The sequence below is a fragment of the Bradyrhizobium sp. PMVTL-01 genome (genome assembly GCF_051861855.1).
GTDB lineage: Bacteria > Pseudomonadota > Alphaproteobacteria > Rhizobiales > Xanthobacteraceae > Bradyrhizobium.
The window spans coordinates 6206578-6228809 of the sequence record NZ_CP193982.1; the positions used below are offsets into that span (position 1 = coordinate 6206578).

Sequence of the window (22232 nt, forward strand, 5' to 3'; positions counted from 1 at the left end):
GAGGCGCGCAGCGCCGTCTCGAACCATGGGAGCCCGTGGCCCATCCCTCGAGACGCCGCTTCGCGGCTCCTCGGGATGAGGTCTGTGCTAGTCCGCAAACTTCGGCGCGCGCTTCTCGAGGTTGGCGCGCACCGCCTCGGTCTGGTTCGCACTGCCGATCAGCTTCTGCTGCTCGACGGATTCGGCAAGCAGTGCGCGGCCGGGATCGACCGCGAGGTTGTTGAGCAGACGCTTGGCCGCGCGGATCGCATCGGGGCTCTTGCCCGCGATCTCGCGCGCGACTTCGAGGGCGGCCGCGCGTGGATCATCGCAGATGCGCGTCGCGAGACCGTAAGTCATCGCCTCCTGTGCGGAAAAGATGCGCCCCGTGTATGTGAGTTCGCGCAGGATGTCGTCGCGGACCAGCTGGGCCAGGATCGGCGTGCCCGCCATGTCAGGGACGAGGCCCCATTTGATCTCCATCACCGACATCCGGGCATCGGGGCTGAGGAACCGCATGTCCGCCCCGAGCGAGAGCTGGAAGCCGCCGCCGAACGCGACGCCATGCACGGCCGCGATCACGGGAACCGGAAGCTGACGCCATCCCCATACCGCCTGTTGCGGAAAGTTCGCCTGGCCATGGGTGCGCTTGGTGAGATCGCGATTTTCGCCACCCGGAATTCCGTTGCCGCCTTTCTCCTTCATGGCGGCAAAACGTCCCATGTCGAGACCGGCGCAGAAGGCGCGGCCCTCGCCGGAAAGAACGACGACGCGCACGCTCTTGTCCTTCGAAAGCCGGTCGGTTGCGGCAACAAGGGCCTCGAACATGGCCTGATCGAGCGCGTTCATCTTGTCCGCGCGCACCAGGCGCACGTCGGCGACACCTTCCGAGATCGAGATCGAGACGCGCTCTTCCATGGATGAATTCTCCCCTGTTCTTGTTAGGTGCCGCTTTACAGAAAGCTGACGGCCGGATTTAGTCAATCGACCAATTAACTGACAATCCGTACGGGAGAAACGACGATGTTCAAGGAAAATCTTCTGGCCGGACGGCGCATTCTCGTGACCGGCGGCGGCACCGGGCTCGGCAAGTCGATGGCGGCGCGCTTCCTGCAACTCGGGGCCGAGGTGCACATCTGCGGCCGGCGCAAGATCGTGTGCGACGAGACCGCGACCGAGCTGATGGACCAATATGGCGGCCGTGTCGCCAGCCACGGCGTCGACATCCGCAACGCGCTCGCGGTCGACGAGATGATCGAGAACATTTTTCGCGAAGCACCCCTCACCGACCTCATCAACAATGCCGCCGGCAATTTCATCTCGCGGAGCGAGGATTTGTCACCGCGCGGCTTCGACGCGGTCGCCAATATCGTCATGCACGGCACGTTCTACGTCACGCACGCGATCGGCAAGCGCTGGATCGCCCTGAAGCAGCCCGGCAACGTCGTCTCCATCACAGTGACGTGGGTCCGCAACGGCTCGCCCTATGTCGTGCCGTCGGCGATGAGCAAATCGGCGATCCACGCCATGACGATGTCGCTCGCGACCGAATGGGGCCGCTACGGCATCCGCCTCAACACCATCGCGCCGGGCGAGATCCCGACCGAGGGCATGAGCAAGCGTATCAAGCCTGGCGACGAGGCCGGCGCGCGCACCAGGGCGATGAACCCGATGGGCCGCGTCGGCACCATGGAGGAGTTGCAGAACCTCGCGGTGTTCCTGATCTCCGGCGGCTGCGACTGGATCAACGGCGAGACCATCGCCATGGACGGCGGCCAGGCGCTCGCGATGGGCGGCAATTTCTACCAGCTCCGCGACTGGAGCGACGAAGACTGGAAGACCGCGCGCGAGAGCATCATGGCGCAGAACGAGAAGGACCGGGCGAAGCGGGGGTGAGGCCCCCGCTGTCGTCCCGGGGCGCGCGTAGCGCGAGCCGGGGACCCATAAGCACAGGGAGAAGTCGTAGCGAGACTGGTAACTCCGAGTCTTCGCAAAACCTCTCCGTGTGGTTATGGGTCCCCGATCTGCGCGCGCTTGAGGCGCCCTTGTCCGGGATGACAGCGGGGGACCATCTTGTCTTCACCCGCGGATGACGCCACACTCCCCAAAACGAAACGCCACGGGAGAGACATGTCCACACAGCCATTGGCGAATCTCGCCGACATGGTGCGCGAGCGCGCGAAGAGCCGCGGCAGCGCCATCGCCTATGAGTTCGAGGGCCGCGCCACCAGCTTTGCCGAATTCGACGTCAAGACCAACAAGGTCGCGAACGCGCTGATCGCCATGGGCGTGAACAAGGGCGATCGCATCGCCTATCTCGGCAAGAACAGCGATCTCTATTTCGAGCTGCTGATGGGCGCGATGAAGGCCGGCGTGGTGATGGCGCCGGTGAACTGGCGGCTCGCGGGGCCCGAGGTCGCCTTCATCGTTTCGGATTGCAAGGCGCCGGTGCTGTTCGTCGGGCCGGAGTTCGTCACACAGGTGCGCCAGATCAGGGACCAGATTCCGGGCGTGCGCACGATCATCACTACCGAGGGCGGCGCGCCGGAGTGGCAGGACTTTGCGGCCTGGCGCGATGCGCAGAGTGGAGATGATCCCAGGGTGCCCATCGACACCAAGGACATCGCGATCCAGCTCTACACGTCGGGCACGACGGGCAAGCCGAAGGGCGCGATGCTGTCGCACGCGAACTTCCTGAACCTCGTGCAGACGGGCAATGCCGAGGACAAGCCGGAGTGGAACCGGTGGTCGACCGACGACGTCTCGCTGGTTGCGATGCCGATCTTCCACATCGGCGGCTCGGGCTGGGGCGTGATGGGGCTCTATCACGGCGCCCGCGGCGTGATCGCGCGCGAGTTCGATCCGACCAAGGTGCTGGATTTCTTCGAGCAGTCGGGCATCACCAAACTGTTCATGGTGCCGGCGGCGATGCAGTTCGTGGTGCGGCAGCCGCGCGCCAAAACGGTGGATTTCTCGCGGCTGAAATACATGCTGTATGGCGCCTCGCCTATTCCCGCCGCGCTGCTGAAGGAGTGCATCGAGGTCTTCAAGTGCGGCTTCGTGCAGATGTACGGCATGACCGAGACGACAGGCACCATCGTCGCGCTGCCGCCGGAAGATCACGTCGAGGGGCTGGAGCGGATGCGCTCGGCCGGAAAGGCGCTGCCGGGTGTCGAGATCGCCATCCTGGATGCCGACGGCAAACCGCTGCCGCCGCGGCAGGTCGGCGAGATCGCAACGCGCTCGGGCTCCAACATGGCGGGCTACTGGAATTTGCCGGAGGCGACCGCCGCGACCCTGCGCGGTGACGGCTGGCTGCGCACCGGCGATGCCGGCTACATGGACGAGGACGGCTACCTCTACATCCACGACCGCATCAAGGACATGATCATCTCCGGCGGCGAGAACATCTACCCGGCCGAGGTCGAGAGCGCGCTGTGCGATCATCCAGACGTCGCCGAGGCCGCCGTGATCGGCGTGCCCGACGACAAATGGGGCGAAGCGGTGAAGGCCGTGGTGGTGATGAAGCCCGGCAAGCAGGCGACCGCCACCGACATCATCAACTTCACCCGGACGCGCATCGCCGGCTACAAGACGCCGAAGAGCGTGGAGTTCCTGCCGGCGTTGCCGCGGAATCCAAGCGGCAAGATTTTGCGGCGACAGTTGCGCGAGCCGTATTGGGCGGGGAAGGATCGACGGGTGAATTGACGGCAGAACGACGCAACAATCCATAGTCCCTCAACGGTGACATTTCTGGATTGCTTCGCTTCGCTCGCAATGACGGTGTGGAGACAGTGCGCATCCTCTCTCCCCGTCATTGCGAGGAGCTCGCGGCAAAATTGCATAGCAATTTTGCGCTGATGCGACGAAGCAATCCAGACTGCCGCCGCAGCAAGACGCTTCGTCGCATTCGCACGGCCATCAATGCTTCCCCGGCCCCATATAGCCGAACAGGAACCCCGCCACCTTGCGCATCTGAATCTCCTCGCTGCCCTCTGTAATGCGATAGCGACGGTGGTGGCGGTAGATGTGCTCGAACGGCTTGTGGCGCGAGTAGCCCATGCCGCCGTGAACCTGCATGGCGCGGTCGGCGGCTTCGCAGCAGAGGCGGTTTGCCCAGTAATTGCACATTGAGACGCGGTCGGAGAGCGTGCGCTCGATCTGCTCCTCGGTGAGCTGGTCCATCTCCCATGCGGTCTTGCGGATCAACAATCGCAGCATCTCGGCCTGGGTCGCGAGCTCGACCAGCGGGAACTGGATCGCCTGGTTCTCGGCCAGCGCCCTGCCGAATGGCTTTCGCTCCCGCGCGTACTTCACGCTCTCGTTGATGCAGTGGACCGCCGCGCCGAGCGAGCTCGCCGCCTGGCGGATGCGGTTCTGGTGCACGAAGCACTGCGCCAAGGAGAGGCCGCGGCCGACCTCGCCGAACTGCGCATCCTCGGGCACGAACACGTCGGTGAAGCTGACGCGGGGATGGTCCGTCGGCATGTTGAAGGTCCACATGTATTCTTCGACCTTCACGCCGTGGCTCTTTGCCGGCACCAGGAAGCAGGTGATGCCGCGGGCATCGCCGTCATTGCCGCTGGTGCGCGCGAACAGCGCGCAGTGCGTTGCGACGTGCATGCCGGTGGTCCACATCTTCTCGCCGTTGATGATCCAGCCCTTGACGTTGTCGCGCGTCGCGGGCACCGCGCGCGTCTCCATGTGGGTGGCGTCCGAGCCGTGATGCGGCTCCGTCAATCCAAACGTGATGCGGTACTTGCCCCTGATCGAGCCGTCGATCATCGCCTTCTGGTCGTCGCGGCCGTAGCGGTCGAGCATGGTGACGACGGGGAAATTGCCGACGATGGAATGCTCGTTCTGGAGATCGTTGTGGAGGCCGAGGCCTTTTGCGGCAAAGTGCTCGCGGATCACGGCCATCCACAGATTGGAGCCGTCCTTGCCGCCATATTGCTTCGGCACCGGAAAGCGCAGATGGCCGGCGGCGTCGGCGAGATCCTTGGCCTTGCGCAGCAGCGCTTCCCATTCATGACGCGGCAGGCCGCCATTCTCGAAATCGGTGCGCGCCCATTCGCGGCGATGGTCGAAGAAGCGGATGTTGTCGTCGGCCTCCTCCAGCGGCTTGATCTCGCGTTCGATGAAACGATCGAGCTCTCCGAGATAGGCGACGAGGTCGGCAGGCAATGAGAAATCCACGGCTCTCTCCCGGATTGATTTTGTCGTTTTGCGTTAAGGCGCTACGCAGATTTGTGCTTCGCTCGATTAAGGTGAGAAGAGCCTCGCCAAGTCAAGCAAGCCGAGACGTGTGAGGTGCGCAAAGCGTACCAGCGCAATTCGATGGTGCTCTGGCGCGAACGCGCGGTAGTATGGCGCCAATATTCCTTCACGAGAAAATGCGGGAGCGCGCGATGGAGCTGAGATTTTCCAAGGTGGAACGCAAGGGGCCGATCACGATCGTCACGCTGTCGCGGCCCGAGGTCTACAATGCGCTGCACACCGACGCGCATTTCGAGCTTCAGAAAGTGTTCGACGAGTTCTCGGCCGATCCCGAGCAGTGGATCGCGGTCGTCACCGGCGCCGGCGACAAGGCATTCTGCGCCGGCAATGACCTGAAGTGGCAGGCCGCCGGCGGCAAGCGCGGCTGGGACAAGGGCGGCTTTGCCGGCCTGACTTCGCGCTTCGACTGCGACAAGCCGATCATCGCTGCCGTGAACGGCGTCGCCATGGGCGGCGGTTTCGAGATCGCGCTCGCCTGCGACCTGATCATCGCCGCGGAGAACGCGACCTTCGCCCTGCCGGAACCGCGTGTTGGCCTCGCCGCGCTCGCCGGCGGCCTGCATCGGCTGCCGCGGCAGATCGGGCTGAAGCGCGCCATGGGCATGATCCTCACCGCGCGCCACGTCAGCGCCAAGGAAGGTCTTGAGCTCGGCTTCGTCAACGAGGTGGTGCCGCAGGGCGAGGCGCTCAACGCCGCGCTGCGTTGGGCGGAGATGATCAGCAAGAACTCGCCAATGTCGATCCGCGCATCCAAGCAGGCCATCCAACGGGGGCTTGGCGTATCACTGGAGCAAGCGATCGCGGAGCAGCGCGACTATCCGGCCGTGCAGGCGATGGCGGCCTCGCAGGACTACATCGAGGGCCCGAAAGCCTTCTCGGAGAAGCGGCCGCCGAAATGGGTGGGGAGGTAACAAGTCTCTCCGCTGGTCATTTGCGAGGAGCGCTTGCGACGAAGCAATCCAGACTGCCTCCGCGGATCGATTCTGGATTGCTTCGCTACGCTCGCAATGACGGTGGATGAGCGTTGCCTACCCGCCCCGCTCCAGCTCCCGCTTGTAGGACGCGTAATTCGGCTGATCCACCGCGAGCTTGTCCATCGTGGTCGCCCACAGATGCTCGGCGAGACCCGGGGTCGCCAAATCGACCTCGCCGCTCGCGATGCGCTCGGCGAGTACGCGGTTGAGCTCGCTCACCGAACCATCGATGCCGAGCAGCGCGCGCAGGCGTTCGACTTCCACGGCATCACTTCCCTCCTCCTGCGTCAGTTGCCGCGTGACGAGATCGAGGATGTTGATGGCGACACGCAGCTTGAAGGCCGGGTGGCCGGAGATCAGCGGCGCTATGTCGTTGCGGAGGAAATCGGCGACTGACTTGGTCAGCTCGATCGGCGTTGGCTCATCCTGCATGCGTCAGCTCCCGCGCGGCGCCAGCAGCCGCAACAGATCGATCTCGGTCTCGGAGGCGCGGCGGCCGATCATGGCGCGCTCCATGGAATGGTCGGGCCCCTCGCGAAAACGCTGCATCATGCCGCCGCACATGATGCCCCAGCGCAGCGTGCCCATCACTTCCCAGAATTTTACGCGCGCGGGGTCGACCTTTCGGCCTGCCGCTTCATAGCCGGCGAACAGCTCCTCGCGTGAGCCAAAACCGCCGACGGGCTTGTCGATCTCGCCGAAACGCCAGGAGTTCACGCAGACCCAGCCGAGATCTTCCATGGGATCGCCGAGATGGGCGAGCTCCCAATCCAGCACGGCGCGGACACCGTCGGGGCCGATGATGAGATTGCCATTGCGGAAATCGCCGTGCACCAGCGTGGTCTCGACGGAGGGGCCGGGATCGTGGTCGCGCAGCCAGCGCAGCGCCAGCTCGAATACCGGCTTCGGCCAGTTCAGGCTGCGATAGTCGCGCTCGAACTCGGAGATCTCCTGGGTGGAGCCGCGGCTGCGCAGCGCGGGCAATTTGTCCTGCGGCAGCCTGTGCAGGCCCGCGAGAATGCCGCCGATCTGTCCCGCAAGCAGCGGCCGCGCGGCCGCATACTCTTCATCGCGAAGAATCTTGCGGGCGATGGTCTCGCCCTCGACCCGCTGCATGATGAAGCCGGTGCCGAGATCATCCTCGGCCGTCAGCACATGCATCACGCGCGGCGACGGCACGCCCGCCTCGAACGCGAGCTGCATCAGCTGCGCTTCGGCGGCAAGTCCCGCCGCACGCGTTGGAGCGGCGCCATAGCCCTTCGGTGAGCGGCGCAGGATCGCGCCGATCGGCCCATTGGGATGCACGATGTCGAAGCGCCAGGTCTCCTGGCTGGCGCCGCCGGACAATTTTGCCGCACCGGTGACGCCGGTCGCGCCCGGGTACCAGCGCCGGACGCTGCGCGAAAGCTCCGTCTCGATCATTTGCCCTTGAACTGCGCGGCACGCTTCTCCAGGAACGCGCCGACACCCTCGCGAAAATCCTGGGTGTCGCCGGCGCGGAGCTGGCACTGGAATTCGAGATTGAGCTGGTCCTCGAAGGAATTCTCCGGGCTGTCCCAGTAGAGCTTGCGGATCAGCGACAGCGCCACGGTCGGGCCGCTGGCAAGCTCGCGCGCGAGCTTCATCGCCTCCTCCATCAGCACGCCATCGTCATAGACACGGTTGACGAGGCCCCATTCCAGCGCCTTCTCGGCCGGCAGCCGCTCGCCCATCAGCGACAATTCGATCGAACGCGCGCGGCCGACGAGGCGCGGCAGCAGCCAGGTCGAGCCGCAATCCGGCACGAGGCCGATGCGGCGGAAGGCTTGCAGAAAGTAAGAGGACCGCGCGCACAGGATCATGTCGCCGAGCAGCGCGAAGCTCATGCCGGCGCCAGCCGCCGGCCCGTTGACCGCGGTGACGATGGGGCAGTGCAGATTGCGGATGCGGCGCAGGAAGGGATGAAAGCCGGTCTCCAGCGTCAGGCCCGCCTTGGTCTTCTTCGACTGGTTGTTGCGGCCCTGGAGATTGGCGCCGGTGCAGAAGGCGCGGCCCGCGCCGGTCAGCACGACGCAGCGCACCTCATCCTTCTTCTCCTCGATCGTATCGAGCGCCTCGGCAAGGCCGCCGAGCATGTCGATGGAGACCGCGTTCATCACCTCCTGATGGTCGAGCCTGAGGATCGCGACCGAGCCATCGAAATCGAGCGTGACGTGTTTGAACTGCATGGTTTCCTCATCAGTTGCGGCCTGCGTCAGTTTCGCAGACCGGAATTACTTTTTGCCGGGGCTCATATTTGATTTTTGGCGCGGTCTTGTCCATGGTGATCGGAGCATAGCAAGCAATCTTGTGCGCAGCTGCTGACGCGCTTTATGCCAAGAACAGGAAACGCGCCATGAACATTTTCGACCTCTCGGGCCGCGTCGCCGTGATCACCGGCGGCAATGGCGGCATCGGGCTCGGCATCGCGCAGGCGCTTGCCGGCCAGGGCTGCAACGTCTCGATCTGGGGCCGCAATGCTGACAAGAACAAGGCTGCTGCCGCGAGCATGGCGGGGCTGTCAGGCAAGGTGGATACCCGCGTTTGCGACGTCACCGATCCAGCTTCCGTGAATGCCGCGATGAAGGCGACGCTCGACAGCTTCGGCAGGGTCGACGGTTGCTTCGCTAACGCCGGCATCGGCGGCGGCGGCCGCCGCGCCTTCATCGAGCGCACCGAAGAGGAATGGAGCTCGATGTTTGCGACCAATCTCGACGGCGTATTTCATTCATTCCAGGCCTCCGCCCGCCATATGGTCGACCGCGCCAGTGCCGGCGATCCCTTCGGCCGGCTGGTCGCGACCTCGAGCCTCGCCTCGATCTTCGGCACCGCGCGCAACGAGCACTATGCGGCGACCAAGGCCGCGATCAACGCGGTGGTCCGCGCGCTCGGCGTCGAGCTCGCGCGCCACGGCGTCACCGCGAACGCGATCCTGCCCGGCTGGATCAAGAGCGACATGACCGCGGGCATCATGGCGAACGAAAAATTCGTCGCCAACGTGATGCCGCGCATTCCGCAGCGCCGCTTCGGAGAGCCTTCTGATTTCGGCGGCATTGCGGTGTACCTGATGAGCAAGGCGTCATCCTATCACACCGCGGACACGTTCGTGATCGACGGCGGCTATACGGCGTTCTGAGTCTCGTAGCCCGGATGGAGCGAAGCGCAATCCGGGATTTCCAAGAAGCAAACAAGACCCGGATCTCGCTACGCTCCATTCGGGCTACAAACACTGAGGGGAATGGGCAAATGTTCTCGCACGTGATGATCGGCACCAACGATCTCGACAAGGCCAAGGCGTTCTACGACAGCCTACTGAGCACGCTCGAGGTGCGCCCCGCCAAGATCGACGGTCACCGCATCTTCTACTTCACCAAGACCGGCGTGTTCTCCGTGACGAAGCCGATCAACGGCGAGCCGGCGACCTGCGCGAACGGCGGCACCATCGGCTTTGCCGCCAACTCGCCCGAGCAGGTCGACAGATGGCACGCCGCCGGCGTCGCGGCCGGCGGAACGCCGATCGAAAATCCGCCCGGCATCCGCGAGGGCGCGGGCAACAAGCTCTATCTCGCTTACTTGCGCGACCTGGACGGCAACAAGATCTGCGCGATGCACCGGATGCCGGCTTGAGGCCGACCGGACTGTCCTCGTCATTGCGAGGAGCTCTTGCGACGAAGCAATCCGGACTGCCGCCGCGGTAAGATTCCGGATTGCTTCTCTGCGCCCGCAATGACGGAGTCCCGGGATCGGACGGCGCTCCAGCCCACTTGCGCGCCGCCCCATTCAAACAACATTTCAAACGTCGTCGCGATATTCCATCGCGTGGCATGGCCTCGCGTGAGAAAATACGCGCTCGCACTTTGGCATCGCTGCGACTATTCTCCCGGCCAACATGATCTCAGCGCTCCCGGGAGGACCAATGACAAAACACACCTACATTCCCCGCACCACCAACTACACGCTCAATCCGGGCGATGAGCTCAACGACCTCAGGATGTCGGACCAGGTCCGGCCGCTTTACGATCACGTCAAGAAGTTCATCCGCGACACCGTCGAGCCGATGTCGATCGAGTTCGCCAAGGCCGGCGAAGGCAAGGAGGATCGCTGGAGCTTCACGCCGAAGCAGCTCGAGCTGCTGGAGAAGGCCAAGAACAAGGCCAAGCAGGAAGGCCTCTGGAACTTCTTCCTCCCCGATGACGAGACCGGCCAGGGCCTGAAGAATCTCGACTACGCCTATATCGCCGCCGAGCTCGGCAAGAGCCCGCTCGCCTCGGAGACCATGAACTGCTCGGCGCCGGATACCGGCAACATGGAGGTGCTGGAGCGCGTCGGCACCCAGGAGCAGAAGGAGAAATGGCTGAAGCCGCTGCTCAACGGCGAGATCCGCTCGGCCTATGTCATGACCGAGCCGAACGTCGCTTCCTCCGACGCCAAGAACATCTCGACCACCGCCAAGCTCGTCGGCGACGAATGGGTCATCAACGGTGAGAAGTACTACATCTCCGGCCTCGGCGATCCCCGCTGCAAGATCCTCATCGTGATGGTGAAGACCAACCCGGACGCGGCGCCGAGCAAGCAGCAGTCGCAGATCCTGGTACCGCGCGACACGCCCGGCGTCGAGGTGCTCGGCCCCATGTACGTGTTCGGCCAGGACCACGCGCCGCGCGGCCACATGCACATGCGCTTCAACAATGTGCGCGTGCCGAAGGAGAACATGCTGCTCGGCGAGGGCCGCGGCTTCGAGATCTCGCAGCTGCGCCTCGGCCCGGGCCGTATCCATCACTGCATGCGCACCATCGGCAAGGCCGAGAAGGCGCTCGACCTCATGGTGCAGCGTGGCCTCACCCGCGAAGCCTTCGGCAAGAAGATCGCCCATCTCGGCGGCAACATGCAGATCATCGCGCAGGCGCGCTGCGAGATCGAGGCGATGCGGCTGATGGTGCTGAAGGCCGCCAAGGCGATGGACGTGCTCGGCAACAAGGAGGCCCGCGTCTGGGTTTCCATGGTCAAGGCCATGGTGCCCGAGCGCGCCTGCAAGATCATTGACCAGGCCATCCAGATGCACGGCGCCACCGGCATCTCGCATTGGACACCACTCGCCGAAATGTACCAGGACGTGCGGCACCTGCGGTTTGCCGACGGCCCGGACGAGGTGCACTGGATGGTGGTGGGACGGCACGAGCTCAGCATGGCGTAAAGCTCCGCTCTCTCTTTCCCCTCTCCCGCTTGCGGGGAGAGGGTCAGGGCGAGGGGAGCTTCCGCAAAGATGTGACAGTCGAACTCGCGGAGACTCCCCTCACCCGAATTCGATCTGCGATCGAATTCGACCTCTTCCCGCAAGCGGGGCGAGGTGAAGAAGCAACCGCCCTACGTGGCGGGCGCGAGCTTGTCCTGGGTCTTCGTCTCGAAATCGCTGGCGTCGTGGCGCTCGTGCAGCTGGCTGGCGGGATCGCCGGAGACGCGGTTGACCATGCGGCCGCGCTTCACGGCCGGGCGCTTTGCGATCTGGTCGGTCCAGCGTTGCACGTGCTTGTAGTCCTGCACCGACAAGAATTCGCCGGCGCCGTAGACCAGCCCCTTGGCGAGCGCGCCGTACCAGGGCCACACCGCGATATCGGCGATGGTGTACTCCTTGCCCGCGAGGTACTCGTTGTCGGCAAGGCGGCGGTCGAGCACGTCGAGCTGGCGCTTGGTCTCCATCGCGAAGCGGTCGATGGCATATTCGATCTTGAACGGCGCATAGGCGTAGAAATGGCCGAAGCCACCACCGAGATAGGGCGCGCTGCCCATCTGCCAGAACAGCCAGGACATGGCCTCGGTACGGGTCTTGATGTCCTTGGGCAGAAAAGCGTCGAACTTCTCGGCGAGGTAGAACAGGATCGAGCCCGACTCGAACACCCGGATCGGCTCCGGCCCGGAGCGATCCATCAGCGCGGGGATCTTCGAATTCGGGTTGATGTCGACAAAGCCGCTGCCGAACTGATCGCCATTGCCGATCCTGATCAGCCAGGCATCGTATTCGGCCCCCTTGTGGCCGAGCGACAGAAGCTCCTCCAGCATCACCGTGACCTTCACCCCGTTCGGCGTCGCCAGCGAATAGAGCTGGAGCGGATGCTTGCCGACCGGCAGCTCCTTGTCGTGGGTGGGGCCGGCGATCGGGCGGTTGATGCTGGCGAACTGCCCGCCATTCTCCTTGTTCCAGGTCCAGACTTTGGGCGGCACGTAGGCGGGGGCGTCGGTCATGGGGGCTCCGGCAAAAAAGATGCGTCTGCATTAATTAGCCCGCAATTGGCCGATGACAAGGGCGCCGAAATGCAGTGCCGGACGGGACAACTCCGCGTTTTGTCATGGCAGCCCCTCCCCGCCGTCATTCCGGGGCACCCGCAGGGCCAGCCCGGAATCCATCCCGCCGAGAATGCGCTGAGAAATGGCTTCCGGGTTCTCGCTCGCGCGAGCCCCGGAATGACGGCATCACTTGGGACGCTGCGGCCTACGGCCCGCGGATAGCGCGCGACGTCTACACACAAGATGCCTCGCCGAATCCGGCATGTCATCGATCGGCTAGCGTCACTTTGCTTTGCCAGCGAAAGCAACGAGAATGCGTAGCCTGCCGCCGGGAGAGAACCATGAAATCGCCGATCTGCGACATGCTGGGCATCGAGTTCCCGCTGCTCGCCTTCAGCCATTGCCGCGACGTCGTCGCCGCCGTCAGCCGCGCCGGCGGCTTCGGCGTGTTAGGTGCCACCGTGCACACACCCGACACGCTCGAACGCGAGCTGAAATGGATCGACGACCACATCGACGGCAAGCCCTACGGCATCGACGTTCTGATCCCCGAGAATATTTCGACGGCGGGCGAGAAGGACGTCACCTGGAAGAGCCTGGAAGCGCGCGTGCCGCAGGCGCACCGCGACTACACGCGCCATCTTCTGAAGAAATACGATATCGAGCTGACCGCCACCGAAGTGGCGGACAATCAGCCACAGCCATTCGACGGGAAGACCGCGCTTCAATTGCTCCAGGTGTCTTTCAATCATCCGATCCGTCTGATCGCAAATGCGCTGGGCGTGCCGCCGAAGGCGATGATCGAGATGGGCAAGAAACATGGCGTGCCGGTCGCAGCGCTCGTCGGCGCCAAGGAGCACGCGCTGCGCCAGGTCGCGGCGGGGGTCGACATCCTCGTGGTGCAGGGCACCGAAGCCGGCGGCCATTGCGGCGAGGTCTCGACCATGGTGCTGGTGCCGGAGGTGATCAAGGCGATCAAGCGCATCCGCGACGTGCCGGTGCTGGCGGCAGGCGGCATCATGACGGGACGGCAGATGGCGGCCTGCATGGCAATGGGCGCCGCCGGTGCCTGGACCGGTTCGGTTTGGCTCGCGACCGTCGAGGCCGAGACCACGGCAATCTTCCGCGAGAAGATGATCGCGGCGTCCTCGCGCGACGCGGTGCGCTCGAAGGGGCGCACCGGCAAGCCGGCGCGGCAGCTCCGCTCGGTCTGGACCGATGCCTGGGACCGTGCGCCGGAGAGCCCCGGCGCGCTGCCGATGCCGCTGCAAAGCATCGTCAGCCGCGACGCCTTCAACGCAATCGACCGCGCAGCCGCAAGCGGGAATGCCAGGGCGCGCGACCTCGTCAGCTATTTTGTCGGCCAAGGCGTCGGCCTGATCGACAGCGTGAAGTCGGCGGGCGCGGTGGTGCAGGAGTTCAAGGAAGATTTCGCCGAAGCCGTCGAGCACATGAATGCGCTGGTGGCGGAGTAGCATCCACACCGTCATTGCGAGCGAGGCGAAGCAATCCAGGCTGCCGCCACGGAAAGATTCGGGATTGCTTCGCTGCGCTCGCAATGACGAAACAGCTGACATCGTGAATTGAAGCAAGATGAAATGACCAACATTCCCGAAGACCGCATCCCCGTCATCGTCGGCATCGGCGAGATCGTCGACCGCCCCAAGGAGCTCACCGAGGGCCTCGAGCCGCTCGACCTGCTCGAGCGGGCGCTGCGGCGCGCAGAGGCGGATGCCGGTGCGCAGCTGCTCGGCGAGTTGCAGTCGCTCGACGTCGTCAACTTCCTGAGCTGGCGCTATCGCGATCCGGAGAAGCAGCTGGCGCAGCGCCTCGGCGTCACGCCGGCGCATTGCTATTACGGCCCGGTCGGCGGCGAGAGCCCGATCCGCTACATCCACGAGGCGGCCAAGCGCATCGCGCGCGGCGAATGCACCGTCGCCGCAGTGTGCGGCGCGGAGGCGCAGTCGACCGCGACCAAGGCGGAGCGTGCCGGGGCGCAATTGCCATGGACGCCGTTCGCGCATGACGTCGAGGAGCCCAAGCGCGGCGCGGCGTTCCAGAAGCCGCTGGCGGTGAAGCTCGGCGTGTTCCGGCCCGTCACGGTCTATCCGTTCTATGAAGCCGCCTCCTCCGCGCATTGGGGCCAGACGCCGCGCGAGGCGATGGCGGAGTCAGGCACGTTGTGGTCGCGCTATTCGGAAGCCGCCGCGCAGAATCCCAACGCCTGGCTGAAGCGACGCTATGCGCCCGAGGAGATCACGACGCCGACGGCGGACAACCGGCTGATCGCCTGGCCCTACAACAAGCTGATGGTCGCCAACCCAAGCGTCAACATGGGCGGCGCCGTGCTGCTCACAAGCCTTGCCAAGTCGCGCGCGGCAGGCATCGCGGAACACAAGCTGGTCTATCCGCTCGGCGGCGCCTCGGCCGAGGAGCCACGCGACTATCTGCTGCGCGACCAGTTCTACGAGAGCCATCCGCAGAACGCGGTGCTGAAGGCGGTGATGGATCTTGCCGGAGGCAAAAAATTCGACGCGATCGAGCTCTACAGCTGCTTCCCTTGCGTCCCCAAGATGGCGCGGCGGACGCTGGGCCTTTCGGCCGACGTGCAGCCGACCGTGACCGGTGGTCTCACCTTCTTCGGCGCGCCGCTCAACACCTACATGACGCACGCGGCCTGCGCCATGGTGCGGCGCGTGCGCGATGGCGCAAAACTCGGCATGCTCTACGGCCAGGGCGGTTTCGTCACCAAGCATCATGCGCTGGTGGTCTCGAAGGCGCCGCCGCGCGAGGCGATGGCGCAGGAGACGAGTGTGCAAGGCGAGGCCGACCGCAACAGGCGCGCGGTGCCGGAGTTCGTGACGGAGGCGTCAGGCGAGGGCAAGGTCGAGAGCTTCACGGTGCTCTACGGCCGTGGGGGCGGTGTCGAGCATGGCGTGGTGATGCTGCGCACTGCGGATGATCGGCGCACGTTGGCGCGGATTCCGGCGAGCGACAGCGCGACGCTGGGGCATTTGCTGGACATGAATCGCACGCCGGTGGGCTCACTCGGCGAGGTCACGATGGCCGCCGATGGCGTGCCGGAGTGGCGGGTGGGGTAGTATCCCTCTCCCCGCTTGCGACGAGGACGATGAGAATTGGACTCGCGGAGAGTCCCCCTCACGCGGATCGCATCCACGATACGATCCGACCTCTCCCCGCAAGCGGGGCGAGGTGAAGAGAGCTAGCTCTTCGGCGGCTGCTTCTCCGACGCTGTCGTCGGCTTGCCATTGGCGCCGGCGCCGACGACGCGGACCTGATCGCCGTCCGCAAGACCATCCGGCGGCGCTGTGATGACGCGATCGTCCGGCCCGATGCCCGAGGCGAGCTCGATCTCGCGACCGAGATCGCGGGAGATGGTCACGGTCTTGAACAGCACCTTGTCGTCCGCCCCAACCGTCGCAACGCGCAGGCCGCTGCCGTTGAAGATCAGCGCGCTGGCGGGAATGCTGAGCGGGGCGGAATCGCGCTGCAGGTTCAGCTTCACGCTGGCATAGCCGCCGGGCATCAGCTCGCCGCTGGAATTGTCGAGCCCGAGCTGCATGCGCGTAGTGCCCGAGGCGACGTCGACGGCCTGCGAGGAAGCCTCCACCGTCGCCTGAAAAGTCCGGTTCGGGTACTCCGGCAGCGTGATGGTGGCCTTGGCGCCGATCCTGATCGCCGGCACGTAGTTCTGGGGCACGTTGACGTAGACGCGCAGCTTGGTGATGTCGGAGACCACGAACATCGCCGGGCCCGAGCCGCCGCCGGCGTTGATCAGCGCGCCGACATCGGTATCGCGCGCCGTCACCACGCCGTCGAACGGCGCGGTGATCTTCTTGTAGCCGGCGAGCGCTTCCAGCCGCTCGACATTGGCCTTGCCCGAATTCACGGCGGCGTTCTTGTTGGAGAGATCGGCGGTGCGTTCGTCGATCTCCTGCGCGGAGACGAAGTTGGAGGCGACCAGCGTCTTGCGCCGGTTCAGCGTTGCTTCCGACAGCCTGGCGCTGGCCTGCTGGCTGGCGAGGTCGGCGCGGGCCTGAAGCAGCTGCTGGTCAAGGTCCGGCGCCTCGATCTCGGCGATCACCTGCCCGGCCCTGACGCGGGCGCCGATGTCGGCGCTCCAGCTTTTGAGGTAGCCGCTCACGCGGGCGAAGATCGGCGCACGATAATAGGCCTCCAGCCGTCCCGGCAGATCGATGGTGGCGTTGAGGGCCTTGGCACTCGGCTGGGTCACAGCGACGCTGGGAACCGCCTGATCATCGGTCCATTCCTTCAGCTTGGAGCCCTGCTCCTCGCGGGCGCGGATGCCGGTGCCGACGACAAGGCCCGCCGCAATCAGCGCAACCACGCCGAAAATGCCCAGTTTCCGGTGCGACACCGCCGAGCGGGGTTCAGTGGGCGACATGCGGGGTCTCCGTTGAGGCGGCGGCTTTGGCGCCTTGTTTCTTGTGGACCATGCTGAATACCACGGGAACGAACATCAGTGTGGCGAAGGTCGCAAAGATCAGGCCGCCGATCACGGCGCGGCCGAGCGGCGCATTCTGCTCGCCGCCCTCGCCCAGACCCAGCGCCATCGGCGCCATGCCGATGATCATGGCGAGCGCAGTCATCAGGACGGGGCGGAACCGGACGAAGCCGGCCTCAAGCGCCGCTGCGATGGGATCGCCCAGCTCCTCGTAGCGCTCGCGCGCGAAGGAGATCACGAGCACGCTGTTGGCCGTGGCAACGCCCATGCACATGATCGCGCCGGTGAGCGCCGGGACCGACAGCGTTGTCTCCGTCGCGAACAGCATCCAGACGATGCCGGCGAGCGCGGCCGGCAGCGCCGTGATGATCACGAACGGATCGGACCAGGACTGGAAGTTCACGACGATCAGGAAGTAGATCAGCACGACGGCCCCGAGCAAGCCGAACAAGAGACCAGTGAAGGCGCTGTTCATGGTCTGCACCTGGCCGAGCAACACCACGGACGAGCCCTTCGGCACCTCTTTCGCGGTGTCGGCGATCAATTTTCGGATCTCGGCGGCGACCGCGCCGAGATCGCGACCCGAGGTCGTTGCAAAGATCTGCACCATCGACTGGATGTCGTATTGCGAGACCACCGCGCTGGAGGTCGAACGCTTGATATCGGCGATGCCACCGAGAATCGGCGACTGCGCATTGCCCGCGGCCGTGATCGGCAGCGTCTGCAGCGCGCTGAGCGAGTCGATCTGGTATTGCGGCGTCTGCATGACGATCGAGTAGGACACGCCGTTGTCGGGGTTCAGGTAGTAGGTCGGTGCGACCTGCGAGGAGCCGGCGAGGTTGACGACGAGGCTGTTGGTGACGTCGCGCTCGGTCAGACCGACATATTGGGCGCGGGTGCGGTCGACATCGATGTTGAAGGTCGGGTTGCTCGGCGATTGCTGGATGCGCGCATCGGCCACGCCCGGAATCCGCCGGACCTTCGCCAGCAGGTGGTTGGCGTAGGCGAAGTTGGCGCTGAGATTGGCGCCGCGGATCTGCAGGTCGATCGGCGCGGGCGCACCGAAATTCAGGATCTGGCTGACGATGTCGGCCGGCAGGAAGGCGAAGCTGACGCCTGGGAACAGCCGCGGCAATTGCTCACGCAGCACCTTCACATGCTCCTCGGTCGGCTTGTGGCCTTCCTTCAGCTTGATCTGGATGTCGCCGTCCTGCGGACCGATCACGCCGGTGTTGTTGTAGGTCATGTTGATGCCGGAGATCGGCATGCCGATGTTGTCGGTCATGGTCTCGATCTCGCCCGGGATCAGCTTGCGGACTGCTTTCTGCACGTCGGCGAGCTGGTTGGCAGTCTCCTCGACGCGGGTGCCGACTTGCGTGCGGACATGCATCAGGATGTTGCCGGCATCGACCGCGGGGAAGAAGTTGCGCCCGAGGAACGGCACCAGCGCGAAGGACGCGCCGACAACGCAGATGAAGCCGATCACGAACATGGCGCGATGCGCCAAAGCGAGGCCGAGCAGGCCGCGGTAGCCGCCCCGGATGCGCTCGAACCGCGCCTCGAAGCCGCGCTGGAACCAGACGAATGGATTGCGCGACTTCGGTGGGGCACCCTCGTGATGGACGTGCACTTTAAGGAGGTAGTTCGCCATCGTCGGCACCAGCGTGCGCGACAGGATGAACGACCAGATCATCGCGAACATCACGGCCTCCGCCATCGGCACGAACAGGAAGCGTGCGACCCCGGTGAGGAAGAACATCGGCACGAACACGATGCAAATACAGAGCAGCGAGACGAAGGCCGGCGTCACGATCTGGTTGGCGCCGTCGAGGATCGATTGCTCGACCGGCTTGCCCTGCTCCAGATGGTAGTTGATGTTCTCGATGGTGACGGTGGCGTCGTCGACAAGGATGCCGACCGCGAGCGCAAGGCCGCCGAGCGTCATGATGTTCAGCGTCTCGCCGATCGCGGCCAGCATGATGATGGCGCCGAGAACGGAGAGCGGGATCGACACCGCGATGATGATGGTCGAGCGCCAGCTGCCGAGGAACAAGAGGATCATGATGCTGGTCAGCAGCGCCGCGATCACGCCCTCGAAGGCGACGCCTTGAATGGCGCCGCGGACGAATACCGACTGATCGCCGATGAAGCCGATCTTCAGGGCATCCGGGAGCTGGTCCTTGACCTCGATCACCTTCTGCTTGATGCCGGCGATGATGTCGAGCGTCGAGGTCGCGCCCGCCTTCAGCACCATCATCAGCACCGAGCGGTTGCCGTCGACATGGACGATGTTGGTCTGCGGCGGATTGCCGTCGCGCACGGTGGCGACGTCGCGCACATAGACCATGGCGCCGTTGACGGTCTTGATCGGGAGGTTGCCCAGCTCGTCGATCTTCAGCGGCGAGTTGTTGAGCTGGATGTTGTATTCGAACTGGCCGATCTTCTGGGTGCCGACCGGCGTGATCAGGTTCTGGGCGGCCAGCGCGTTGGCGACGTCCTGGCCGGATAGCCCGCGGGCCTGAAGCGCGGTCGGATCGAGATCGATCTGGACCTGGCGCTGCTTGCCGCCGAACGGATACGGGATCGCCGCGCCGGGCACGGTGACCAGCGGCGTGCGCAGCTGGTTGATGCCGATGTCGGCGAGGTTCTGCTCAGTGAGGCCGTCGCCCGACAGCGCCACCTGGATGATCGGCACGGTCGAGGCGGAGTAGTTCAGGATCAGGGGCGGCGTCGCGCCCGGCGGCATCTGCTTCAGCAGCGTCTGCGAGATCGCCGTGACCTGCGCGTTGGCGGTGCGGATGTCGACGTTCGGCTGGAAGAAGATCTTGATGATGCCGAAGCCGTTATAGGAATTGGCCGTGATGTGCTCGATGTCGTTGACGGTCGTCGTCAGCGCGCGCTGGAACGGCGTGGTGATGCGGCCGGACATCTGGTCCGGCGGCAGGCCGGTATACTGCCAGACCACGCCGATCACGGGGATGCGGATGTCCGGGAAGATGTCGGTCGGCGTCCGCAATGCGGCGAGCGGTCCGATGATCAGGAGCAGGAGCGCCAGCACGACAAACGTATAGGGCCGGCTCAGGGCAATACGGACCAGAGCAATCATGCGCCAGGCAAATCCAGGTCAGGCAGGGATACGGAATCCGCCCCCACGGGAATCCTGTTTTCCCTTTACCTGAGCACTGCATGAAACGCTAATGACCAGGCACTATCCTGCATTCACTTCCCTGCTACCGCACTGCGAAATCGACATCGCAGCTATGCGGCCGGACGATGCGGGGCCGACCCAGTTCAGGCACATGCCGACTGGCTGGTGCTACAGGTGAAACAAAACGAGCGGCGCCTTTGGCCCCGCTCGTCGTTCGATCAACAGGTCGCCCGACGAACTACGCGGCGCGGACGTTGGTCAGAAACTTGCTGACCTCAATCTTGAGCCGGCTCGAGTCGTTGGACAGCATCTGCGCCGCCGACAGCACTTGCGAGGAGGCCGTGCCGGTCTCGGTCGCACCCCGCTGCACGTCGGTGATGCTGGAGGAAACCTGCTGAGTGCCGTGCGCTGCCTGCTGCACATTGCGGGCGATCTCCTGCGTCGCCGCGCCCTGCTCTTCCACAGCCGCTGCGATCGCCGAGGAGATTTCGGACAGGCGCTCGATGGTCGAGGAGATCTCCTTGATCGCGCCGACCGAATCGTTGGTCGCGGCCTGGATCCCGGAGATCTGCTGGCCGATCTCGCCGGTCGCCTTCGCGGTCTGCTCGGCGAGCGCCTTCACCTCGGAGGCGACGACGGCGAAGCCGCGGCCGGCTTCGCCCGCGCGCGCCGCCTCGATGGTCGCGTTCAGCGCCAGGAGGTTGGTCTGGCCGGCAATGGTGTTGATGAGCTCGACGACGTCGCCGATGCGGGACGCCGCCTTGGAGAGCTCGCTGACGCGCTCGGTGGTGGCGCGGGCCTGGCCGACGGCATCGCCCGCCATCCGCGCCGATTCCTGCACCTGTCGGCTGATCTCGCCAACGGAGGAGGCCATCTCCTCGGTGGCCGAGGCCACCGACTGCACGTTGGTCGAAGCTTCTTCCGAGGCGCCGGCAACCGTGGTCGCCAGCCGCTGGGAGCGGTCGGCAGTCGAGGTCAGCGTCGAGGCGGACGCCTCTAACTGGGTCGAGGCCGACGACACCGTCTGGACGATCTCGCCGATCATGGTCTCGAATTCGCGGGTGATGTTGTCGACACGGCGGCCGCGCTCGATCTTGGCTTCGGCGTCGGCCGCGGCGGCCTCGTCGGCGGCCTTCTTGGCGATCAGCGCTTCCTTGAAGACCTGGAGCACGTCAGCCATGGCGCCGATCTCCGTCTTCTCGCCGCGGTGCGGGACCTCGGCGGAGAGGTCGCCCCTGCCCAGTGCCTGCATCGGCTCGATGATTGAACTGATGCCGCTGGAGACGTCATGGACGAGGTAGAAGCCGACGCCGAAGCCGACGATGACGGCGGCGCCGAGAATGATCGCAACCAGCAGGAACGCGTAATAAAACGTGTCGGCGGCATCTGCAGCAGCCTGATCGCCGCCCTTCGTGTTGAGCTCGATGTCCTTGGTCAGGATGGCATCGGCCTCAAGCCCGATCTTGTTGACTGTCTTGGTGTTCAGCTCGTGCGCGTCATGCGCGATCTTGTTGGCGTCCCGGCGCGACAGCGCCATGACTTCCTGAGTGCCCTTCCTGTACTCTTCCCACTTATTAGACCACTCGCTGTACAGAGCTCGCTCTTCGGGCGAGGTGATCATACCCTCATAAGACTTGCGGAACTTTGTGTTCGCCTCGATCACTGTCGCCAGGGTCTTCTCGGCCGCAAGCTTTTCCTCCAGTGTCTCCGACAGCATGTGCTCGCGGATCACGTTGCGGTAGGTAATGACGCCCGCACGGAGGTCGCCGATCACGCGGACGCTGGGCATCCAGTTTGTGGTGATATCGACCGTGCTGGCGTTGATCGTCCGCATCTTCATGACGGCGAGCAGGCCCATGCCGGCCATCGCGACCAGCAGGAATGCCACGACACTGATGATCTTGGCGCGGATGGAAATGGTGGAGAGCATAATCGGGTCTCTTTGTGTTGGCGCGGCGGCGCGTCCGGAACTATGTATCAACCAAAAGTTGCGGCGACGACATCCAACAACAAAACGACCGAGCAGTTGAGAACCGCGACTCCGCACAAGCACGGAAGCCGAAAGAAA

At 64.8% G+C, this 22232-nt stretch carries 17 protein-coding genes; 8 read left to right on the forward strand and 9 right to left on the reverse strand.

Going from position 1 to position 22232, the window contains the following annotated elements:
• Positions 1-87 precede the first annotated feature (87 nt).
• Positions 88-897, reverse strand: coding sequence for a crotonase/enoyl-CoA hydratase family protein (locus tag ACRQ5Q_RS30040; protein ID WP_439374205.1), 810 nt, complete (start codon positions 895-897; stop codon positions 88-90).
• A 105-nt stretch (positions 898-1002) separates the two neighbouring features.
• Here ACRQ5Q_RS30040 and ACRQ5Q_RS30045 point away from each other — a divergent pair, with 105 nt between their 5' ends.
• Positions 1003-1875: an SDR family oxidoreductase gene (locus tag ACRQ5Q_RS30045; protein WP_439393556.1), complete on the forward strand. Its 873-nt coding sequence runs from the start codon at positions 1003-1005 to the stop codon at positions 1873-1875.
• 234 nt (positions 1876-2109) lie between these two features.
• Positions 2110-3687 carry a fatty acid--CoA ligase gene (locus ACRQ5Q_RS30050; RefSeq protein WP_439393558.1) on the forward strand — a complete coding sequence of 526 codons (1578 nt, stop codon included), beginning with the start codon at positions 2110-2112 and terminating at the stop codon, positions 3685-3687.
• Positions 3688-3900: 213 nt separating this feature from the next.
• Here the strand turns inward: ACRQ5Q_RS30050 and ACRQ5Q_RS30055 are convergent, their stop codons facing one another.
• The gene (locus ACRQ5Q_RS30055) at positions 3901-5175 is read right to left on the reverse strand and encodes an acyl-CoA dehydrogenase family protein (RefSeq protein WP_439393560.1); all 1275 of its coding nucleotides are present in this window, start codon (positions 5173-5175) and stop codon (positions 3901-3903) included.
• A gap of 212 nt (positions 5176-5387) precedes the next feature.
• Here ACRQ5Q_RS30055 and ACRQ5Q_RS30060 point away from each other — a divergent pair, with 212 nt between their 5' ends.
• Complete coding sequence (locus ACRQ5Q_RS30060) at positions 5388-6167, forward strand: enoyl-CoA hydratase-related protein (protein WP_439374201.1); 780 nt, start codon at positions 5388-5390, stop codon at positions 6165-6167.
• A gap of 117 nt (positions 6168-6284) precedes the next feature.
• Here the strand turns inward: ACRQ5Q_RS30060 and ACRQ5Q_RS30065 are convergent, their stop codons facing one another.
• From ACRQ5Q_RS30065 to ACRQ5Q_RS30075, 3 genes are read right to left on the reverse strand one after another with little or no spacing between them, the layout of a single operon-like run.
• Positions 6285-6662 (reverse strand): DUF6285 domain-containing protein, encoded by a 378-nt coding sequence (locus tag ACRQ5Q_RS30065; RefSeq protein ID WP_439374200.1) that lies wholly within the window; start codon positions 6660-6662, stop codon positions 6285-6287.
• A gap of 3 nt (positions 6663-6665) precedes the next feature.
• Positions 6666-7652 carry a phosphotransferase family protein gene (locus tag ACRQ5Q_RS30070; RefSeq protein WP_439393562.1) on the reverse strand — a complete coding sequence of 329 codons (987 nt, stop codon included), beginning with the start codon at positions 7650-7652 and terminating at the stop codon, positions 6666-6668.
• The gene (locus ACRQ5Q_RS30075; protein ID WP_439374198.1) at positions 7649-8437 is read right to left on the reverse strand and encodes an enoyl-CoA hydratase/isomerase; all 789 of its coding nucleotides are present in this window, start codon (positions 8435-8437) and stop codon (positions 7649-7651) included. Before ACRQ5Q_RS30075 ends, ACRQ5Q_RS30070 begins: the two co-directional genes overlap by 4 nt.
• Before the next feature lie 167 nt (positions 8438-8604).
• On the opposite strand from ACRQ5Q_RS30075, the gene ACRQ5Q_RS30080 reads away from it, so the two are divergent.
• The 3 genes from ACRQ5Q_RS30080 (at position 8605) to ACRQ5Q_RS30090 (ending at position 11442) form a co-directional block, all read left to right on the forward strand.
• Positions 8605-9384 (forward strand): SDR family NAD(P)-dependent oxidoreductase, encoded by a 780-nt coding sequence (locus tag ACRQ5Q_RS30080; protein WP_439393564.1) that lies wholly within the window; start codon positions 8605-8607, stop codon positions 9382-9384.
• Between the two features lie 110 nt (positions 9385-9494).
• Complete coding sequence (locus ACRQ5Q_RS30085; RefSeq protein WP_439393566.1) at positions 9495-9875, forward strand: VOC family protein; 381 nt, start codon at positions 9495-9497, stop codon at positions 9873-9875.
• A 289-nt stretch (positions 9876-10164) separates the two neighbouring features.
• Positions 10165-11442 carry an acyl-CoA dehydrogenase family protein gene (locus tag ACRQ5Q_RS30090; RefSeq protein ID WP_439374195.1) on the forward strand — a complete coding sequence of 426 codons (1278 nt, stop codon included), beginning with the start codon at positions 10165-10167 and terminating at the stop codon, positions 11440-11442.
• A 170-nt stretch (positions 11443-11612) separates the two neighbouring features.
• On the opposite strand, the gene yghU is transcribed toward ACRQ5Q_RS30090, so the two are convergent.
• Positions 11613-12488 carry a glutathione-dependent disulfide-bond oxidoreductase gene (yghU, locus tag ACRQ5Q_RS30095; RefSeq protein ID WP_439374194.1) on the reverse strand — a complete coding sequence of 292 codons (876 nt, stop codon included), beginning with the start codon at positions 12486-12488 and terminating at the stop codon, positions 11613-11615.
• A 383-nt stretch (positions 12489-12871) separates the two neighbouring features.
• Between yghU and ACRQ5Q_RS30100 the strand changes: the two genes are divergently transcribed.
• Positions 12872-14005: a nitronate monooxygenase gene (locus ACRQ5Q_RS30100; RefSeq protein WP_439374193.1), complete on the forward strand. Its 1134-nt coding sequence runs from the start codon at positions 12872-12874 to the stop codon at positions 14003-14005.
• 123 nt (positions 14006-14128) lie between these two features.
• Positions 14129-15631, forward strand: a complete 1503-nt coding sequence (locus tag ACRQ5Q_RS30105) for an acetyl-CoA acetyltransferase (protein WP_439393568.1) — start codon at positions 14129-14131, stop codon at positions 15629-15631.
• 122 nt (positions 15632-15753) lie between these two features.
• Here ACRQ5Q_RS30105 and ACRQ5Q_RS30110 read toward each other — a convergent pair whose 3' ends face one another.
• From ACRQ5Q_RS30110 to ACRQ5Q_RS30120, 3 genes are all read right to left on the reverse strand, one after another.
• Complete coding sequence (locus ACRQ5Q_RS30110; protein ID WP_439393570.1) at positions 15754-16956, reverse strand: efflux RND transporter periplasmic adaptor subunit; 1203 nt, start codon at positions 16954-16956, stop codon at positions 15754-15756.
• The gene (locus ACRQ5Q_RS30115) at positions 16943-20122 is read right to left on the reverse strand and encodes an efflux RND transporter permease subunit (protein WP_439393572.1); all 3180 of its coding nucleotides are present in this window, start codon (positions 20120-20122) and stop codon (positions 16943-16945) included. Before ACRQ5Q_RS30115 ends, ACRQ5Q_RS30110 begins: the two co-directional genes overlap by 14 nt.
• A gap of 280 nt (positions 20123-20402) precedes the next feature.
• Complete coding sequence (locus ACRQ5Q_RS30120; RefSeq protein WP_439374189.1) at positions 20403-22094, reverse strand: methyl-accepting chemotaxis protein; 1692 nt, start codon at positions 22092-22094, stop codon at positions 20403-20405.
• Between the last annotated feature and the right edge of the window lie 138 nt (positions 22095-22232).

Bases quoted from the DNA above. Each gene is read 5' to 3' on its own strand.
- yghU (WP_439374194.1), bottom strand. From the start codon at position 12,488: ATGACCGACGCCCCCGCCTACGTGCCGCCCAAAGTCTGGACCTGGAAC.
- ACRQ5Q_RS30065 (WP_439374200.1), bottom strand. From the start codon at position 6,662: ATGCAGGATGAGCCAACGCCGATCGAGCTGACCAAGTCAGTCGCCGAT.
- ACRQ5Q_RS30070 (WP_439393562.1), bottom strand. From the start codon at position 7,652: ATGATCGAGACGGAGCTTTCGCGCAGCGTCCGGCGCTGGTACCCGGGC.
- ACRQ5Q_RS30050 (WP_439393558.1), top strand. From the start codon at position 2,110: ATGTCCACACAGCCATTGGCGAATCTCGCCGACATGGTGCGCGAGCGC.
- ACRQ5Q_RS30100 (WP_439374193.1), top strand. From the start codon at position 12,872: ATGAAATCGCCGATCTGCGACATGCTGGGCATCGAGTTCCCGCTGCTC.
- ACRQ5Q_RS30040 (WP_439374205.1), bottom strand. From the start codon at position 897: ATGGAAGAGCGCGTCTCGATCTCGATCTCGGAAGGTGTCGCCGACGTG.
- ACRQ5Q_RS30110 (WP_439393570.1), bottom strand. From the start codon at position 16,956: ATGTCGCCCACTGAACCCCGCTCGGCGGTGTCGCACCGGAAACTGGGC.
- ACRQ5Q_RS30115 (WP_439393572.1), bottom strand. From the start codon at position 20,122: ATGATTGCTCTGGTCCGTATTGCCCTGAGCCGGCCCTATACGTTTGTC.
- ACRQ5Q_RS30085 (WP_439393566.1), top strand. From the start codon at position 9,495: ATGTTCTCGCACGTGATGATCGGCACCAACGATCTCGACAAGGCCAAG.
- ACRQ5Q_RS30060 (WP_439374201.1), top strand. From the start codon at position 5,388: ATGGAGCTGAGATTTTCCAAGGTGGAACGCAAGGGGCCGATCACGATC.
- ACRQ5Q_RS30090 (WP_439374195.1), top strand. From the start codon at position 10,165: ATGACAAAACACACCTACATTCCCCGCACCACCAACTACACGCTCAAT.
- ACRQ5Q_RS30045 (WP_439393556.1), top strand. From the start codon at position 1,003: ATGTTCAAGGAAAATCTTCTGGCCGGACGGCGCATTCTCGTGACCGGC.
- ACRQ5Q_RS30080 (WP_439393564.1), top strand. From the start codon at position 8,605: ATGAACATTTTCGACCTCTCGGGCCGCGTCGCCGTGATCACCGGCGGC.
- ACRQ5Q_RS30120 (WP_439374189.1), bottom strand. From the start codon at position 22,094: ATGCTCTCCACCATTTCCATCCGCGCCAAGATCATCAGTGTCGTGGCA.
- ACRQ5Q_RS30075 (WP_439374198.1), bottom strand. From the start codon at position 8,437: ATGCAGTTCAAACACGTCACGCTCGATTTCGATGGCTCGGTCGCGATC.
- ACRQ5Q_RS30105 (WP_439393568.1), top strand. From the start codon at position 14,129: ATGACCAACATTCCCGAAGACCGCATCCCCGTCATCGTCGGCATCGGC.